The 17,182-nt window shown below is 60.9% G+C and carries 16 protein-coding genes; 8 read left to right on the forward strand and 8 right to left on the reverse strand.

Annotated elements, in window-relative coordinates; genetic code table 11:
- Positions 1–53 precede the first annotated feature (53 nt).
- Entirely contained in the window at positions 54–1,142 is a 1,089-nt protein-coding gene (locus tag J3D54_RS04800; protein ID WP_253416903.1) for a calcium:proton antiporter, read from the reverse strand.
- A 299-nt stretch (positions 1,143–1,441) separates the two neighbouring features.
- On the opposite strand from J3D54_RS04800, the gene J3D54_RS04805 reads away from it, so the two are divergent.
- From J3D54_RS04805 to J3D54_RS04815, 3 genes are all read left to right on the forward strand, one after another.
- Positions 1,442–2,524, forward strand: a complete 1,083-nt coding sequence (locus J3D54_RS04805; RefSeq protein ID WP_253416904.1) for a BMP family ABC transporter substrate-binding protein — start codon at positions 1,442–1,444, stop codon at positions 2,522–2,524.
- A 155-nt stretch (positions 2,525–2,679) separates the two neighbouring features.
- Entirely contained in the window at positions 2,680–3,645 is a 966-nt protein-coding gene (locus tag J3D54_RS04810; protein ID WP_253416905.1) for a 2-oxoglutarate and iron-dependent oxygenase domain-containing protein, read from the forward strand.
- Between the two features lie 81 nt (positions 3,646–3,726).
- A complete protein-coding gene (locus J3D54_RS04815) occupies positions 3,727–4,680 on the forward strand; it encodes an adenosine deaminase (RefSeq protein WP_253416906.1) in 954 nt (317 codons plus the stop codon).
- A 99-nt stretch (positions 4,681–4,779) separates the two neighbouring features.
- Here the strand turns inward: J3D54_RS04815 and J3D54_RS04820 are convergent, their stop codons facing one another.
- From J3D54_RS04820 to J3D54_RS04830, 3 genes are all read right to left on the reverse strand, one after another.
- Positions 4,780–6,162 carry an MFS transporter gene (locus J3D54_RS04820; protein WP_253416907.1) on the reverse strand — a complete coding sequence of 461 codons (1,383 nt, stop codon included), beginning with the start codon at positions 6,160–6,162 and terminating at the stop codon, positions 4,780–4,782.
- 137 nt (positions 6,163–6,299) lie between these two features.
- Positions 6,300–7,034 carry a helix-turn-helix transcriptional regulator gene (locus J3D54_RS04825; protein ID WP_253416908.1) on the reverse strand — a complete coding sequence of 245 codons (735 nt, stop codon included), beginning with the start codon at positions 7,032–7,034 and terminating at the stop codon, positions 6,300–6,302.
- 316 nt (positions 7,035–7,350) lie between these two features.
- Positions 7,351–8,280, reverse strand: coding sequence for a LysR family transcriptional regulator (locus J3D54_RS04830; protein WP_253416909.1), 930 nt, complete (start codon positions 8,278–8,280; stop codon positions 7,351–7,353).
- 120 nt (positions 8,281–8,400) lie between these two features.
- Between J3D54_RS04830 and J3D54_RS04835 the strand changes: the two genes are divergently transcribed.
- Positions 8,401–9,414 (forward strand): zinc-binding alcohol dehydrogenase family protein, encoded by a 1,014-nt coding sequence (locus J3D54_RS04835; RefSeq protein ID WP_253416910.1) that lies wholly within the window; start codon positions 8,401–8,403, stop codon positions 9,412–9,414.
- Between the two features lie 199 nt (positions 9,415–9,613).
- A complete protein-coding gene (locus J3D54_RS04840; RefSeq protein WP_181150629.1) occupies positions 9,614–9,784 on the forward strand; it encodes a hypothetical protein in 171 nt (56 codons plus the stop codon).
- Between the two features lie 8 nt (positions 9,785–9,792).
- Here the strand turns inward: J3D54_RS04840 and J3D54_RS04845 are convergent, their stop codons facing one another.
- A complete protein-coding gene (locus J3D54_RS04845; RefSeq protein ID WP_253416911.1) occupies positions 9,793–10,989 on the reverse strand; it encodes a multidrug effflux MFS transporter in 1,197 nt (398 codons plus the stop codon).
- Between the two features lie 106 nt (positions 10,990–11,095).
- Positions 11,096–11,293 carry a heavy-metal-associated domain-containing protein gene (locus tag J3D54_RS04850; protein ID WP_253416912.1) on the reverse strand — a complete coding sequence of 66 codons (198 nt, stop codon included), beginning with the start codon at positions 11,291–11,293 and terminating at the stop codon, positions 11,096–11,098.
- A 161-nt stretch (positions 11,294–11,454) separates the two neighbouring features.
- On the opposite strand from J3D54_RS04850, the gene J3D54_RS04855 reads away from it, so the two are divergent.
- The 3 genes from J3D54_RS04855 to cueR all read left to right on the forward strand — a co-directional run bounded on the left by J3D54_RS04855 (position 11,455) and on the right by cueR (position 14,736).
- Positions 11,455–11,838, forward strand: coding sequence for a hypothetical protein (locus J3D54_RS04855; protein WP_253416913.1), 384 nt, complete (start codon positions 11,455–11,457; stop codon positions 11,836–11,838).
- 94 nt (positions 11,839–11,932) lie between these two features.
- Positions 11,933–14,326 carry a heavy metal translocating P-type ATPase gene (locus J3D54_RS04860; RefSeq protein WP_253416914.1) on the forward strand — a complete coding sequence of 798 codons (2,394 nt, stop codon included), beginning with the start codon at positions 11,933–11,935 and terminating at the stop codon, positions 14,324–14,326.
- Positions 14,323–14,736: a Cu(I)-responsive transcriptional regulator gene (gene cueR / locus J3D54_RS04865; RefSeq protein ID WP_007907120.1), complete on the forward strand. Its 414-nt coding sequence runs from the start codon at positions 14,323–14,325 to the stop codon at positions 14,734–14,736. Before J3D54_RS04860 ends, cueR begins: the two co-directional genes overlap by 4 nt.
- On the opposite strand, the gene J3D54_RS04870 is transcribed toward cueR, so the two are convergent.
- Together J3D54_RS04870 and J3D54_RS04875 are read right to left on the reverse strand one after the other, a co-directional pair.
- Positions 14,690–15,913 carry an MFS transporter gene (locus J3D54_RS04870; RefSeq protein WP_253416915.1) on the reverse strand — a complete coding sequence of 408 codons (1,224 nt, stop codon included), beginning with the start codon at positions 15,911–15,913 and terminating at the stop codon, positions 14,690–14,692. The two genes, cueR and J3D54_RS04870, sit on opposite strands and share 47 nt — an antisense overlap.
- A 214-nt stretch (positions 15,914–16,127) precedes the next feature.
- Positions 16,128–17,021 (reverse strand): PA4780 family RIO1-like protein kinase, encoded by an 894-nt coding sequence (locus J3D54_RS04875; protein ID WP_014336406.1) that lies wholly within the window; start codon positions 17,019–17,021, stop codon positions 16,128–16,130.
- Positions 17,022–17,182 lie beyond the last annotated feature (161 nt).

A 17,182-nucleotide genomic window follows, 5' to 3' on the forward strand; every position in this document is an offset into this window, starting at 1 on the left:
CGAGATCCCCTGTGGGAGCGAGCAGGCTCGCTCCCACAGGGGCTTATGGTGTTTCAGAGCCCGAGCAGCGACAACATGATAAACGTCGCAAACAGCACGAAATGGGTCATGCCTTCGATGGCGTTGGTTTCGCCGTCATTGAGATTGATCGCGCTGACGATCAGGGTGATGAAGATCATCACGGTCTGCACCGGAGTCATTGCCATCTGAAACGGTTGGCCGGTATAGAGCGCCATGGCTTCCATCACCGGCACCGTCAGAATCACTGTCGATAGCGAGGCGCCCATGGCGATGTTGACGACCGACTGCATGCGATTGGCCAATGCCGCCCGCAATGCGGTCAAAATCTCCGGCGCAGCGGAAATTGCCGCCACCAGAATCGCTGTGATCACCGGCGGTGCTCCGGTTCCTTCCAGTCCCAGATCAAGGGTCTTGGACATGACTTCGGCCAATGCGCCGATCACCACCACGCCAAACACCAACGTGCCGATGCTCAATGCCAGATTGATCGGCTCGGGCTCCTCGTCCGGTTGCTTCCTGCGACGTTTTTCCGGGTAGCTGTAACTGAAGAAATAACTGTGCGGTCCAACCTGCATGCGCAGGAACAAGGTGTAGAGCACGACCATCGCGCCGATGGTGAAGGCTGAATAGAGTTTCCAGTTGGCCTCGGGAATGAACTCCGGCACCACCATGGACACGCCCATGGCGGTGAGGATCATCACGCTGTAGCTGCGCGCCGAGTCGTCGTTATAAGACTGCTCACCGTGCTTGAGCCCGCCCATCAACGCGGCCAGGCCGAGGATGCCGTTGATATCGATCATCACCGCTGAATAAATCGTGTCGCGTACCAGCGTCTTTGATGCTTCGTTGCTCATCATGATCGCCAGGATCACCACCTCCACCAGCACTGCGGCCAAGGTCAGGATCATTGTGCCGTAGGGGTCGCCGACTTTTTCGGCGAGCAGTTCGGCGTGATGGGCGACCCGCATCGAGGCGGCGACGATGAAGGCAATCAGCACCAGGCCGGCGGTCAGTGCAATGGTCTGGCCGCTGTGCAGCAGCCAGTGCTCCATCGGGTAGGCGACGAAGGCCGCGAGCAAGGCCAGCAGCAGAAACTTTTCTTGCTTGAGGAGTGTGAGCATCGCGGGCCTTTTTGCCGAATGGAGCGAAATCGGTGTGATGAGCTAGTGACTGCAGGGCGGCGCCAACGTTTCGTTACACCTTAGCGCACCAGTGGATGGCAGTTGCGCATGGCCATGCACTTTTATCGGCCTTGTGGGCCTCTTCGCGGGCAAGCCCGCTCCCACATGACCTGCGCAAATCATGTGGGAGCGGGCTTGCCCGCGATGGCCGTTACTCGATTTCGAGGAATTTGTTGTCCTGTTGGTCAGCAATTTGCATTAACCCTGGCACACCTCACAACAAAATGGAGTTCCCGTTCATGCATAAACGTCCGCTGAAGCAGCTACTTTGCGCTGTCGCCGCAGCCATCGGTCTGAGCGCCAGCTTGACCGCCAGCGCTGCCGCCCCGCTGAAGGTCGGCTTCGTTTACATCGGCCCGATCGGTGACCACGGCTGGACGTATCAGCATGAACAGGGACGCAAGGCACTGGCGGAGAAGTTCGGTGACCAGATCACCACCAACTACGTAGAGAACGTCGCCGAAGGCGCCGATGCCGAGCGGGTAATCCGCAACATGGCCAAGGACCAGTACGACCTGATCTTCACCACGTCTTTCGGCTACATGAACCCGACCCTGAAAGTCGCCAAACAATTTCCCAAGGTGACCTTCGAACACGCCACCGGCTACAAGCAGGACAAGAACCTCGGCACTTACCTGGCGCGCACTTACGAGGGCCGCTACGTCGGTGGTTTCCTCGCGGCGAAGATGACCAAGACCAAGAAAATCGGCTATGTCGCCTCGTTCCCTATCCCGGAAGTGATCCGCGACATCAACGCCATCCAATTGGCCCTGAACAAATACAACCCAGGCACCGAGATCAAAGTGGTGTGGGTCAACTCCTGGTTCGACCCAGGTAAAGAAGCCGACGCCGCCAACGCGCTGATCGATCAGGGCGTAGACGTGGTGTTCCAGCACACCGACAGCCCGGCACCGATCCAGGCCGCCGAACGTCGCGGCGTGTATGCCGTCGGCTATGCGTCAGACATGGCGCACTTCGGGCCAAAAGCGGTGCTGACGTCTATCGTCAACGACTGGGGCCCGCACTACATTCAGGCGACTCAAAGCGTGCTCGACCATACATGGAGATCCCAGGATTACTGGGGCGGTTTGCAGGAAGGCACGGTTGAGCTGCCGATCAGCGATCTGGTGCCGGCCGCGGTGAAAACCGAAGCCGAGCAGATCATCGCCGACATCAAGAGCGGTGCGCTGCATCCGTTCACCGGACCGATCAAGGACCAGGCAGGCGTGGAGAAAATCCCGGCGGGCATGAGCGCGACCAACGCGCAACTGGCGTCGATGAACTACTACGTGGAAGGCATGAAGGCCGAGATGCCGAAGTGACTTAGGCCGACACAAAACCCTGTGGGAGCGGGCTTGCCCGCGATGAGGCCAGCACATTCAGCATCACTGTTGACTGTCAGTTCGCTATCGCGGGCAAGCCCGCTCCCACAAGGTTCTCCCGTGTTTTCCAGTCTGCGTACTCTTCAGGAAATCCCATGAACAGCCTTCCCATCATCGACATCGCCCCCCTCTACAGCGATGACGCTCAAGCCTGGCAATCAGTCGCCACAGACATCGACCGCGCCTGTCGCGAATGGGGCTTTTTCTATATCAAGGGCCACCCGATCGACCCGTCGCGCATTGAAGCCGTGCTCGACCATGCCCAACGCTTCTTCGCCCTGCCCAACGCCGAAAAACTCACCATCGACATCACCCAGACCCGCCACCACCGCGGCTATGGCGCCATCGCCACCGAACAACTCGACCCGAGCAAACCCAGCGACCTGAAAGAAACCTTCGACATGGGCCTGCACCTGCCCGTCGATCACCCCGAGGTGCTGGCGAAAAAACCCTTGCGCGGGCCCAACCGTCATCCGTCGATGCCCGGTTGGGAAGCGCTGATGGAGCAACACTACGTCGACATGCAAGCACTCGCCCAAACCCTGCTGCGGGCCATGACCCTGGCATTGGGCATCGAGCGTGACTTCTTTGATAGCCGCTTCAAAGAACCGGTCAGCGTGCTGCGGATGATTCATTACCCGCCGCGCCATACGGCCAGCGCCTTCGATCAGCAAGGCGCCGGCGCCCATACCGATTACGGCTGCATCACCCTGCTCTACCAGGACGCCGCTGGCGGTTTGCAAGTGCGCAACGTAAAAGGCGAATGGATTGATGCACCGCCGATTGAAGGCACGTTCGTGGTCAACCTCGGCGACATGATGGCGCGCTGGAGTAACGACCGTTACCTGTCAACGCCGCATCGGGTGATCAGCCCGCTGGAGGTGGATCGGTACTCGATGCCGTTCTTTGCCGAACCGCATCCCGACACCGCCATTGAATGCCTGCCCGGCTGTCAGGACGAACAGCATCCGGCGAAGTATCCGCCCACCACCTGCGCCGAATTCCTGCTCTCGCGCTTTGCTGATACTTATGCCTATCGACGGGAACAGGAAGCCGTGTAATGAACCGGCTGGTCAGGTTTTACTCATTGTTTCTGCGGGCATCTGTAGAATGCCCTCATTGCACCTGATGAGATTTCAAAAATGTACGACTGGCTGAACGCTCTGCCCAAGGCAGAATTGCACTTGCACCTGGAAGGTTCGCTGGAGCCTGAGCTGCTGTTCGCCCTGGCCGAACGCAACAAGATCGCCCTGCCGTGGAGCGACGTCGATACCCTGCGCAAGGCTTACGCCTTCAACAACCTGCAAGAGTTTCTCGACTTGTATTACCAGGGCGCCGATGTGCTGCGCACCTCCCAGGATTTCTACGACCTGACCTGGGCCTACCTGTTGCGCTGCAAGGCACAGAACGTGATTCACACCGAACCGTTCTTCGACCCGCAAACCCACACCGACCGTGGCATCCCGTTCGAAGTGGTGCTCAACGGCATCGCCGCCGCGTTGAAGGATGGCGAACAGCAACTGGGGATCACCAGCGGTTTGATCCTCAGCTTCCTGCGCCACTTGAGCGAAGACCAAGCGCAGAAAACCCTCGACCAGGCGCTGCCATTCCGCAATGCGTTTGTCGCCGTAGGCTTGGACAGTTCGGAGATGGGCCACCCGCCGAGCAAGTTCCAGCGCGTGTTTGACCGTGCCCGCCACGAAGGCTTCCTGACCGTCGCCCACGCCGGTGAAGAAGGCCCGCCCGAGTACATCTGGGAAGCCCTCGACCTGCTGAAAATCCAGCGTATCGACCACGGCGTGCGCGCCATCGAAGACGAGCGCTTGATGCAGCGGATCATCGACGAGCAGATCCCGCTGACGGTGTGCCCGTTGTCGAACACCAAGCTCTGCGTGTTCGATCACATGTCCCAGCACAACATCCTCGACATGCTCGAGCGCGGAGTGAAGGTCACGGTGAACTCCGATGACCCGGCGTACTTCGGTGGCTATGTCACCGAGAACTTCCACGCGCTGTACACCGATCTGGGCATGACCCAGGATCAGGCCAAGCGTTTGGCGCAGAACAGCCTGGATGCCAGATTGGTCAAACCTTAAAAGCTACCGAATAACCTGTGGGAGCGGGCTTGCCCGCGATAGCGGACTGTCAGGCAGTTGGCCTCATCGCGGGCAAGCCCGCTCCCACAGAGACTGTGTTCAGCCGACGATCTCTACTTCGCTCAATTCTTCCAATGTCTTGCCCCGGGTCTCCATCCCGAACATCCACACCACCCCCGCCGCAATCGCAAAGCACATCGCCCCCAGCGCAAACACCCCGCCCTGCCCCGTCATCGGGAACACCAGCCCGGTCACCATTGGCCCGAGCAGCGACCCCACGCGGCCGATGGCCGAAGCGAACCCCGAGCCCGTGGCCCGTGCCAACGTCGGGTACAACTCCGGGGTGTAGGTGTAGAGCACCGCCCACATGCCGAACAGGAAGAACTGCATCAGCAGCCCCGAGGCTATCAATAGGCTGACGTTGCCGCCGAACACTGCGCTCTGGCCATAAAGAAACGCCATCACCCCGCCGCCGAGCATGGTCACGACGCACACCGGCTTACGCCCCCAACGCTCCACCAGCCAGGCGGCCATGAGGAAACCGGGAATCCCGCCGAGGGAAATCAGCACCGTGTAATACACCGACTGGGTCACGGCGAAGCCCGACTGTTGCAGCAGCGCACTGAGCCAGGACGTCAGGCCATAGAAACCCAGCAAGGCGAAGAACCACACGCTCCAGATCATCATCGTGCGCTGGCGATACTGTGCCGACCAGATTTCCCGCAGCGCGGAGAAGAAGTTGCCCGGTTGACTCGCCACCCGTGGCAGGCGAATCGGCTCTGGCAGATCCGAACGGCCCAATGACGCCCGAACCCGTTCTTCGATGCGGCGCAAAACCGTGTCCGCCACATCATGATGCCCGGCCTGTTCCAGCCAGCGCGGCGACTCGGGAATGAAAAAACGAATCGCCAGGACGAACACCGCCGGCACCGCCAACACCAGAAAAATGTCGCGCCAGCCAATCACCGGCAACAGGAAGTACGACAGCACCCCGGCCGCCACAAAACCGAGCGGCCAAAAACCGTCCATCAACGCGATGTAACGCCCACGCCGCTTGGCCGGAATCAGCTCCGACAGCATCGACTGCGCAATCGGAAACTCCATGCCCATGCCGATTCCCAAAAGGATTCGGAACAGCGTCAGCGTTTCAACGTTCTGCGCCGTGGAGCACAGATAGCTGGCGATGCCCCACAACACAATGCTCCACTGGAACACCGGCTTGCGCCCGAAGCGGTCGGCCAGCATGCCGGACAGCGAGGCGCCCACCACCATGCCGAAGAAACTCGAACTGGCCAGCAACCCGGCCTGCGCCGTGCTCAGGCCGAACTCGGTTTTGATCGAACCGAGCAGGAAGGTCATCATCGCCAGGTCCATGGAGTCAAAGAAAAACGCCAGGGCAATGATGATGAAAATGATGCGGTGATAACCACTGATGGGCAGCCGTTCCAGTCGTTCCGCCGCGCTGAAGCTTCGTGTTTCCATGCCACATTCCCCCAATCCGAAAGTCCCCGGATCGAGTGTGCGTGATAGTGGCTGGGGGTTATTGCTGGATGCGACCTGCCCAGAGCTCTGAACGACGCCTGAAGCCCAGAATCCCGGACGTCGCCCCCCCAATGGCTCTAAAGCGCCATTTCCAGCTCGGTTTCCTTGGCGAAACGATGGATTTCACGTTGCCCCGTGGCCGTGATCTGCAAGGCTCGCGAATCGCTGGGCAGGCTCAACCAACCGGACTGCATGAACAGTTGCAACAAGGCCGCGCCCAAAGAACCGCCCATGTGCGGGCGTCTTTCGCTCCAGTCCGGGCACGCGCAGGCGACTCTGCCGTTGCGATGGGCCAGCGCCTGGATAAACACACCGCGAGCGGCCAATTGCATGGAACCCTTGTGAGTGATCATGACCCGCTGATCAAGCTGCTCGATCCAGCCGGCATCCAGCAGACGCTGGTAAAGATCGGCGGCCAGGGTGCCTCCCAGATGGTCGTCGCAGAGTCGGGCCCGCAACAGTGACGAAGGCGCCGTCTGAGGTTTGGCAATAGGGCTCGTGCGTTTGAACACCTCTGGAATGTCCCGAGGCGCGCTGGCCAGGGTAGCACTGGCCAGGGCTTCTATCGCGGCGCCGACTTCGGGCGCGGCAAGCCGGAAAAACCGTTTGCGCCCGCGGGTTTCGACTTTCAACAGACCGCCGGTGGACAAGCGCCCCAAATGCGCACTGGCCGAAGACGGCGACAGGCCCGCCAGCAACGCCAGCTCCTCGGTATGCCGCGCCGAGCCGTCCATCAAGGCCCACATCATTGCGCTGCGCTTTGGGTCAGCCAGCAACGTGGCGATCTGGCTGATGCAAGGTGCATGTTCCATGTATTCACTCCCTGTTGAATCGTTTCGTCTACTGCTCAGAGACATCTTGACCAGTAATGTGTCTTCGGCCAAGACGCGAAAACCGCCATAAGCCGGGCAAAGCCACCCACTCACCCAAGCCATTGCTTCGCGGGTGCAACGAAGGTCCGGTGATGACCGTAGGGTCTGACCGACTCGAACGTGGACTCGCCATTGCGAGATCGACGGTGCGTACATGAGGCGGGCGCTAGTATAAGCGGGTTAACCGCCGGTTCCTGCCCTCGGGAATCCATTGGTGGTGATAGTTCCTGACAGAAATTTCGCTATTTGCCTGCGACTAATGATCGACACCCGATATCCTCGGAAATTGACTGCTTATCCGAGCGCATCGGCTGGCAAGCATTTCCCGCAAAAGGTTCACCGGCTTACTCAATTGTGCGCGATGGGCGCACAGCAAATTCAGCGGTGCGCGCTCACAGAGCAGCTCCGGCATCAGCACTTTCAAGCGGCCGGCGAGCACATCGGCGGCGACATCGAGCCAGGACTTGTACGCAATCCCCGCTCCCGCCACGGCCCACAGCCGCACCACATCGGCATCATCACTGAAACGATCGCCACTGACGGTCAGGCTCACTTCGCGTTTACCGTCGTGAAAACTCCAGTGATCGTGGACCCGACTGCCAAGCATGAACAACAGGCAATTGTGCTGCGCCAGTTGTTCCAGATGCTGCGGTTCGCCATGCCGGGCCAGATAGCTCGGCGCCGCACAGAGCACGCGGCGGTTCTGCGCTGCGATGGGCAGTGCTACCAGGCTCGAGTCTTCCGGCTCGCCGTAACGCAGGGCGATGTCCACCGGTTGACGGAACAGATCGGCAATGCGGTCGCCCAGCAGCAACCGTACCGTTAGCTTCGGATGCTCACGCTGAAACTCGTCGAGCCATGGCAACAACAGGTTGCGACCGAAATCCGAAGGCGCCGACAGCTGCAAAACCCCGCTGACCTGATCCTGCCCGCTGGCCAGCAAGCGGCGGCCTTCATCGAGATTGCTCAAGGCGGCCCGGGCGTATTCCAGAAAGCCCTCGCCTTCAGCCGTCAGGCGCAGGCTGCGGGTAGAGCGGGTGAGCAAGCGCGCGCCGAGTTGCTGTTCGATGCGCTTCAACGCGGCACTGGCCACTGCCGCCGACATATCCATCACCCGCGCCGCCGCCGACAAACTGCCCAGGTCCGCTGCCCGAACGAACACCTGCAAGTCATCGAAACGCAACATCCTCAGCCCCGATTATCAAAAAAATATTGAAAGAGACTGCTCTTTTAGCCGGTTTTATCTTGCAGAGAAATCACTAATCATCGGTGCCATCAAAATCATCCCTCTCTCAGGCCCCTATATATGAAAGCCATTGCCTACTACGCCTCCCTGCCGATCAGCGATGAAAAGGCCCTGCAAGACATCGAACTGCCAGAACCGGTCGCCGGCCCGCGCGACCTGTTGGTGGAGGTCAAAGCCATTTCGGTCAACCCGGTGGACACCAAAGTCCGCCAGAACGTCCAGCCTGAAGGTGGCGCGGCCAAAGTGCTGGGCTGGGACGTGGCCGGTGTGGTCAAGGCTGTTGGTAGCGAAGTGACGCTGTTCAAGGCCGGCGACAAGGTGTTCTACGCCGGCTCCATCGCCCGTGCCGGCGGCAACAGCGAGCGGCATGTGGTGGATGAGCGCATCGTCGGCCATATGCCGAAAACCCTCGGTTTCGCCGAAGCCGCCGCGCTGCCGCTGACTGCCATTACCGCGTGGGAACTGTTGTTTGAACGCCTGCAAGTGCGCGAAGGCAAAACCGATGAAGGCCAGAGTCTGCTGATTGTCGGTGCCGCTGGCGGTGTGGGCTCGATCCTCACGCAGCTGGCCAGCCAGCTCACCGGGTTGAAAGTCATCGGCACCGCGTCCCGTGCCCAAACCCAGAGTTGGGTGCGTGACCTGGGCGCTGATCTGGTGATCGATCACAGCCAGCCGCTGAGTGAAGCCCTCAAACGTGCCGGGGTCGAGCAGGTGACCCACGTCGCCAGCCTGACCCAGACCGACCAACACCTGGATCAATTGGTAGAGGCGTTGGCGCCGCAAGGCAAACTGGCGCTGATCGATGACCCGAAGGCGCTGGACGTGACCAAGCTCAAGCGCAAGAGCCTGTCGCTGCACTGGGAATTCATGTACACCCGCTCGCTGTTTGAAACCGCCGACATGATCGAGCAGCACAAACTGCTCAACCGCGTCGCCGGGCTGATCGATGCGGGCACGCTGAAAACCACGGTCGGCGAGCACTTCGGCACCATCAACGCAGCCAACCTGCGTCGTGCCCATGAACTGCTGGAGAGCGGCAAGTCCAAGGGCAAGATTGTGCTTGAAGGGTTCTGACCGGGACACGGCAAAATCAAAAGATCGCAGGCGTCGCCAGCGCCTGCGCGTCCGTGGGCGCCGGCGATCTTTTGCCGTCAGTCAGAGAGTTGACCTCCGTCATAATTTCGATCTTATTCAGGTCTACAATCGAAAACTCTGCGAATAGTCTTTTACGTGATGTCTTATACGAGACGTCTTTTACGAGAGGAGCTGCGCAATGAAGATCCTGATAAAAGAACTGGCAACATCCCGCTGGCAGGTTCGCCTGGATCAACACGCTGTGACGTTCCGCAGTGAAGCCGAAGCCTTGGCCTTCACTAAAACGCTTGAAGCGCGCTTGCACGCGCCCCATCAGATTCCCGATCGTCAGCAGCGCGCTGTTGGCTGAGTCCGTGCTCAGGCCTGGGCTTGCGTCAGCGCCCGGGCATTCTGCAAACGCCGGGTGAGCATCGCTACGCTCACGACAATAATTGCGCATAGGCTGATGACCATGGCCATCGGCATGGCACTGCCGTCGTGCAAAACACCTACCAATGCTGCGGCCCCGGCGGCGACGCTAAATTGCAGGCAACCGAGCATCGCCGAGGCGCTGCCCGCTCGTGCGCCCTGTCCGCTCATCGCACAGGCTGAGGCGTTGGGCACGATACAACCCAGGCTGGCGATGCAGACAAAAAGTGGAATCAGCAGCGGCCACAAGTGCGCAGTGTGCAGCGAGCTGACCGCCAACAGGGCCAAACCGCCCGCCAGGTAGAGCCAGACGGTACGCGCCAGTAAGAAGGCCGGACCGCGCCTTGCCAGCAACCGGGCATTGACCTGGGCCACCAGAATGAACCCCGCCGCGTTAATCCCGAACAGCCAGCCGAAATGCTCTGCCGGCACGCCATAAAGTTTGATGAAGACGAATGGCGAACCCGCGATGTAGGCAAACATACCGGCGATGGCAACGCCACCGGTCAGGGCGTGGCCGAGGAATATCGGGTCTGCCAGCAACCGACCGTACTGGCGTAGCGCGCCCGACAACGGTTGGCGCGGTACATGGGCCGGCAGACTTTCCGGCAGCCCGAGAGCCACGGCCACCCCGGCCAATGCACTGAAACCGGTCAGCGCGAGAAAGATCGACTGCCAACCCGACGTGTTGACCAACAACCCGCCCAGCATCGGCGCAAGAATTGGCGCCAGGCCCATCACCAGCATCAGTTGCGAAAAGACCTTCGCCGAACCTACCGCATCGCATTTATCGCTGACCACCGCCCGGGCGATCACCATGCCCGCGCATCCGCCCAGCGCCTGGACGAAACGTGCGCCAATCAGCCACTCCAGACTCGGCGCATAAGTACAGGCCAATGACGCAGCAGTGAACAAGCCGACACCGGTCAGCAAGGGAATCCGTCGCCCAAAGCGATCCGCCACGGGTCCGTATGCCAGTTGGCCGATGGACAGCCCGAGAAAATAGGCCGCCAGGGTCAGTTGAACGTGTTTTTCGTCGGTGCCAAAAGCGAGCGCCATTGCCGGGAATGCCGGCAGGTAGAAATCGATCGCCAGCGGACCGAAAGCGCTCAAGGCGCCGAGAATCAGGATTGTGCGGAGGTTCATCAGGCGTCCAGGTTGGGCAGACAGGTTAGCCATGGATCGGCAGGCCAACAGTCTAGCCGGGCGCGGACGCCTTGAACATTCCGTTAGGTCACTAACTATTAAAAACTCAGGCCAATTTGACCCCATAACCCTCTTCGCTGATCGCTGCGATCACCTGATCGGCTGTCAGCGCACTTTCAACGCCGACTTCTTTTGCCGCCAGATCGATACGCACATTCGCCGCGGGATCCTTGGCTCGCAGCGCCTGAGTGATGGCCTTGACGCAATGACCGCAGGACATACCTTCAACGTTGAACACTTGCATGGGACATCTCCTTTAGTGAAGCCCTTATATGAGGGTTGCGCGCAGTCTCGAGCTTGCCACCATGGCAAGGTCAAGTTCTGAAACAAGCTGCCGGGCTGGCAATCGGCGTCGCGCTCGGCCAAGCTGCGCCCATCAATGACTCGACATCAGGAGATTCAGCCATGCGCTGGTCAGCTCTCAGCCTGTTTGGCTTCCTCAGCCTCTTTGCCGCGACACCTTCGGCTCAAGCCGCCGGGGAGGACTACGGCGTGCTGATCATTTCCCGCGAGCGCCTGGAAGTGTCGACTTCCTGCGAGATCGGCGTGTACATCCAGGATCAGTTGGCCGGGCGGCTGTTCCAGGAACAGAGCACCTCGTTCAACCTGCCGCCGGGCAATGTGTCCCTGCGCCTGAAACTGCTGCCAGGCCAGGCGCCGGGCTGCAACCCGGGCATGCTCGCGCCGGGGTCGCAGGACATCAAACTCAAGGCTGGAGATGTGTTGAAGTACCGGCTTGCGATGACGCAGGAAGGGATGTACCTCAAGCCTGCGGCTTTGGAATACTGAGTCGGCTGCGATCTTTTGATCTGAGACATGGCACTTGACCTTGCCAGCATGGCAAGGTTGATCCTGTAGGCAATTTCTACAGGGAGCGTGACCGATGTCCGAATCCACCACTTTCGATCTGCCGATCGCCGGCATGACCTGCGCCAGTTGTGCCGGGCGTGTCGAGCGTGCCTTGAGCAAAGTCATCGGCGCCACGGCCGTCAGCGTCAACCTGGCCACCGAACAGGCCCGTGTGCAAGCGCCCAGTGACAGCCTGCCGGCCTTGATGGACGCCGTGCAGCGGGCCGGTTACAGCGTGCCGCAGCAGACCCTCGAATTGAGCATCGACGGCATGACCTGCGCGTCTTGCGTCGGCCGCGTCGAACGGGCATTGACCAAAGTACCGGGGGTGAAGAGTGTCAGCGTCAATCTGGCCAACGAACGGGCGCACCTTGAGCTGCTCGGCCAGGTCGATCCGCAAACCTTGATCGGCGCCGTGACCAAGGCCGGTTATTCCGCCCGCGTCTGGGAAGTCGAACACCCGCAAACCGATAATCAGCAACAACGCCTGCAGCGCGAACGCTGGGCCTTGCTGGCGGCCATTGCCCTCGCCTTGCCGCTGGTGCTGCCGATGCTGCTGCAACCTTTCGGTGTGCACTGGATGCTCCCGGCGTGGGTGCAGTTCGCGCTGGCAACGCCGGTGCAATTCGTCTTCGGCGCCCGTTTCTATGTCGCTGCGTGGAAAGCCGTGCGCGCCGGTGCCGGTAATATGGATTTGCTGGTGGCTCTGGGCACCAGCGCCGGCTACGGCTTGAGCATTTACGAATGGGCCACCGCTGCCGGGCGCATGCCGCACCTGTATTTCGAAGCCTCGGCGGTGGTGATTGCCTTGGTGTTGCTGGGCAAATACCTGGAAAGCCGCGCCAAGCGCCAGACCGCCAGCGCCATCCGCGCCCTCGAAGCCTTGCGTCCGGAGCGAGCCATTCAAGTGATCGACGGCCGCGAGCAGGAGGTTGCGATCAGCGCTTTGCGCCTCAACGATCTGGTCATGGTCAAACCCGGTGAGCGCTTCCCGGTGGACGGCGAAGTGGTGGAAGGCCAGAGCCACGCCGATGAAGCGTTGATCAGCGGTGAAAGCCTGCCGGTGCCCAAAGCTCCGGGCGACAAGGTCACCGGCGGTGCGATCAATGGCGAAGGTCGGTTGCTGGTGCGGACCGTGGCCCTCGGCGCAGAAACCGTGCTGGCGCGGATCATCCGCCTGGTCGAAGACGCGCAGGCAGCGAAAGCGCCGATCCAGAAACTGGTGGATAAAGTCAGCCAGGTGTTCGTGCCGGTGGTGCTGCTGATCGCGCTGGCGACCCTGATCGGCTGGTGGCTATATGGCTCGCCGCTGGAAACCGCATTGATCAACGCCGTCGCGGTGCTGGTGATCGCCTGTCCTTGTGCGCTCGGGTTGGCCACACCGACGGCAATCATGGCGGGCACCGGTGTGGCGGCGCACCACGGGATTCTGATCAAGGACGCCGAAGCCCTGGAGCACGCCCACGAAGTCAGCGCCGTGGTGTTCGACAAGACGGGCACACTGACCTCGGGCACGCCGCGCATCGCGCATTTGAGTGCCATCGAGGGTGACGAAGGCGCCTTGCTGCAAATGGCCGGCGCGCTGCAACGTGGCAGTGAGCACCCGCTGGCCAAGGCTGTATTGGATGCCTGCGTTGAACGCGGTTTGACCGTGGCCGATGTCAGCGACAGTCAATCGCTGACCGGGCGCGGCATCGCCGGCAGCCTCGATGGTCGGCGATTGGCCCTGGGCAATCGGCGTTTGCTGGAAGAAAGTGGCTTGAATGCCGGGCCATTGGCCGACTGTGCAAGCGCCTGGGAAACCGAAGGCCGGACGCTGTCCTGGCTGATCGAACAAAACCCTGAGCCTCGGGTGCTGGGTCTGTTCGCTTTCGGTGACACGCTCAAACCCGGCGCCTTGCAAGCGGTGCAACGCTTAAGCGCACGCAACATCAGCAGCCACCTGCTGACCGGCGATAACCGTGGCAGCGCCAACGTGGTCGCCAACGCGCTGGGCATCAAGGATGTGCACGCCGAAGTCCTGCCGGCGGACAAAGCCGCCACCGTCGCCGCCCTGAAAAAAACCGGTGTGGTGGCGATGGTCGGCGACGGCATCAACGACGCCCCGGCCCTGGCCGCTGCTGACATCGGCATCGCCATGGGCGGCGGCACCGATGTTGCCATGCACGCTGCCGGCATCACTCTGATGCGCGGTGACCCACGGCTGGTGCCGGCGGCACTGGAGATCAGCCGCAAGACCTACGCAAAGATTCGGCAGAACCTGTTCTGGGCCTTCGTCTATAACCTGATCGGCCTGCCACTGGCGGCGTTCGGCTTCCTCAACCCGGTGCTGGCCGGCGCCGCCATGGCGCTGTCGAGCGTCAGCGTGGTGAGCAATGCGTTACTGTTGAAAACCTGGAAACCCAAAGACCCGGAGGACAACCGATGAACATTGGCCAAGCGGCTCGCCAGAGCGGTCTGAGCGCGAAGATGATCCGTTATTACGAATCCATCGGCCTGCTCAAGGCGGCCCATCGCACCGACAGTGGCTACCGGGTCTATGGTGACGACGACCTGCACACCCTGGCGTTCATCAAGCGTTCTCGGGATTTGGGATTTTCACTGGAAGAGGTCGGCAAACTGCTGACCCTCTGGCAGGACCGCCAGCGCGCCAGTGCCGATGTGAAGGCCCTGGCCCGTCAGCACATCGACGAGCTGAATCAGAAGATTCGCGAACTTGGTCAGTTGCGCGACACCCTGCAAGACCTTGTAGAACACTGCCACGGCGACCACCGCCCGGACTGCCCAATCCTCAAGGAGCTGGCCTCGGGCTGCTGCGCCGAACCCGCTCACTCTTGAGCGCCAGCCCCTTCACCACCAGCAACAAGGTGAGGGGGATGCCGTGGAACAACAGCACCACCGCGCCGGGCGTCCACCAGGAATAAAACGGCGCGGCGATCAACATACCGACGCCGAACCCGGTCATTTGCAGCAGCGTCAGAAAGCTGAAAATCGGCAAACGCAGGCTGTCCGGTTCACGTTGCAGACGCGACATCAGGCCGACTTCCGAGAACCCGTCGCCCAAGCCTGCGGGCAACGAAAACAGCAGCAAACCGTACAGGGTCTGCTGCTGAAACGTCAGGATGAAGCCGCAGGACATCAGCAACACGCCAAAGAAAAATCGCCGCTCAAGGTGCGCGTTGTCCGTGCCTTTCAGGCGACTGGCGATTCGCGCACCGATGAACTTGCCGCAGGCCCACACCGCCAGCATCAGGCCCAGGGTGGTGCTGGCCGACTCGGGTGTGAGCAGTTTTGAAATGATCGGAAGACCGACGTTGTGCGCGGCGCTGCCCAAGGTGTCGGCCATGGCGACGGCCAACATCGCCGCCAGTACCGGCGCCGTGCGCAAACCCTGGCGCAGGGCCTGCCATTCGCCCTGTTTGTGAAGAGGTTCATCACCGCTGGGGGCCGGTCCGCAAAACCGCAGTGGCACAATCAGCAGCGCCGCCAGCAGGTACGTGACCACGTTCAGCGCAAATACTGTTTCAAAGCCAAACCCCGCCACCAACAGCCCCGACACCAGACTCCCGCTGACCATCGCCGCAGACGACGCCGAGGTTATCCAGGCGTTGGTCTTGAGTAATTGCGCCTCTTCGATCAGGTGCGGCAATTGGCTGTTGAGGCCGATGGCAAACATCGAATTACCCAACCCCAGGCCGAACGCGATCAGCGGTAACAGCAGCGCTTGCTGGGCCACTGGCAGCATCAACAGCAGACCCAGCAAACCGGCGCGCAGCAGATCGAAGGCAATCAGCGGCAGGCGCCCGGCCCAGCGGCGATAGAACCGGGTGCCGATCAGGCTGGCCAGGATCCCCCCGGTGACACGGCTGGCGAGGAAGATACCGACACTCATGGCGCTATTGCTGAGCAGGTAGACGTAGGTAGCCAGGGCGACCATGTTGAGGAAAGCGCCGAAGTCCGAAATCAGCCGGGCGGCGATGATCAGTTGGGCATTGCGGGTGAATGGCGTGTTCACAATCAATCCTTGAATGTGGGGAGTGTGGCCGTTGTGGATTGTCTGGTCTGACCCCATCGCGGGCAAGCCACGCTCCCACAGGTCAGGTGTCGATCATGGAATCAGGGGGCGACACAAAACCTGTGGGAGCGGGCTTGCCCGCGATGCAGACAACGTGGTCCCGAAAAAAACATCGACAAAAAACCCGGCCAAAGCCGGGTTTTGGGTCAACCGGTCACTGCATCCACGGTGGAGGCGGTTCTTCGGTTTTGCCCGGTGGCGCATCGTCTGCCGCCCGAACTGCCTGGCGACGCTCTTCGTCGAGACGGGCCGCCTCGATCTCGCGCATGATCCCGCCCACGTCCGCCAGCTCTTCCGGCTCGTCGAACTCGCCAGTCAACACACTGGCCGGGTGCAAGGTGCCGGCTTCGTACAACGCCCACATTTCCTTGGCGTACTTGGTGCGTTTCAACTCCGGTGCAAAGCGACCGAAGTACGACGCCATGTTGCCCACGTCCCGTTCCAGCATGCTGAACGCGTGGTTGTTGCCCGCCGCATCCACTGCTTGCGGCAGGTCGATGATGACCGGGCCGGTCGGTGTCAGCAGCACGTTGAACTCGGACAGGTCACCGTGCACCAGACCGGTACACAACATCAGCACGATTTGCGAGATCAGATACGCGTGATATTCGCGTGCCTGGTCCGGCTCCAGCACCACATCGTTCAGGCGCGGCGCGGCATCGCCGTACTCGTCGGCTACCAGCTCCATCAGCAGCACGCCTTCGAGGAAGTCATACGGCTTGGGCACCCGCACGCCCGCGCTGGCCAGACGGAACAGCGCCGCCACTTCAGCGTTCTGCCAGGCGTCTTCGGTTTCCTTGCGGCCAAACTTGGAGCCCTTGGCCATCGCGCGAGCCTGCCGGCTGTTGCGCACCTTGCGGCCTTCCTGATACTCGGCCGCCTGACGAAAACTGCGTTTGTTCGCCTCCTTGTAGACCTTGGCACAACGCAGCTCGTTGCCGCAGCGCACCACATAAACAGCTGCTTCTTTACCACTCATGAGTGGGCGCAGCACCTCGTCGACCAGACCGTCCTCGATCAGGGGTTCAATGCGTTTTGGAGTCTTCATCAGCTTTTATTGTGGGTCCTTTATTACCAAACACGCGAAAGTCATTCGTTATACGGCAATCCTCTCATTCGCGGGAGGGGTTGCCGACCTATGAACGTTCCCATGAACATCAAGAAGCACACAATGTGCCGGATTAATCAGGCAAAACTCATCGACCGCCC

Source organism: Pseudomonas sp. GGS8 (genome assembly GCF_024168645.1).
Classification (GTDB): Bacteria; Pseudomonadota; Gammaproteobacteria; order Pseudomonadales; family Pseudomonadaceae; genus Aquipseudomonas.